The 401-nt window shown below is 68.6% G+C and carries 2 pseudogenes; both read right to left on the bottom strand.

The window, feature by feature from the left end:
• A pseudogene (locus ACTFO6_RS17845) lies at positions 1-235 on the bottom strand (ABC transporter permease); the annotation flags it as partial.
• Positions 236-305: 70 nt separating this feature from the next.
• Positions 306-401: pseudogene (locus tag ACTFO6_RS17840) on the bottom strand (nodulation factor ABC transporter ATP-binding protein NodI); the annotation flags it as partial.

Raw genomic sequence — 401 nt, 5'->3', positions numbered from 1 at the left:
CGAAGGTGGCGCTGTTCATGGTGCCGTAGCACACGGTGCCGGCGGCGAGGAAGGTGATGTAGGGGACGCCCTCCACGGTGGGGAGCAGGCCCCCCAGCCCGAAGCCCAGGGCGAGCATGTAGAGCATGGGGTCGGCCAGGTTGCCCAGCATGGAAGGGACGGCGAGCTTGCGCCACACCAGGAAATTGCGCCGCCATACGGGCACGAAACGCAGCGACAGCCGCGGCGGCTGCAGGTGCTTGGGGTTGAAGCCGTTGAACGGGCGGGCGGCGGGAAACTGGGCGCTCACGGGGTCTCCTTCGGAATCAATCGCGGATGTCCCGGCCGGTGAGCTTCAGGAACACGTCTTCCAGGTTGGCGGGCCGGTGGAGATAGCGCAGGCCGGGCCGGCCCTCCAGGTC

The organism is Pelomicrobium sp. G1 (assembly GCF_051905455.1).
In the GTDB taxonomy this organism is placed as follows: domain Bacteria; phylum Pseudomonadota; class Gammaproteobacteria; order Burkholderiales; family UBA6910; genus Pelomicrobium.
The sequence above is the reverse complement of the archived record's forward strand: the minus strand, read 5'-3'. Positions and strand labels throughout refer to the sequence as shown.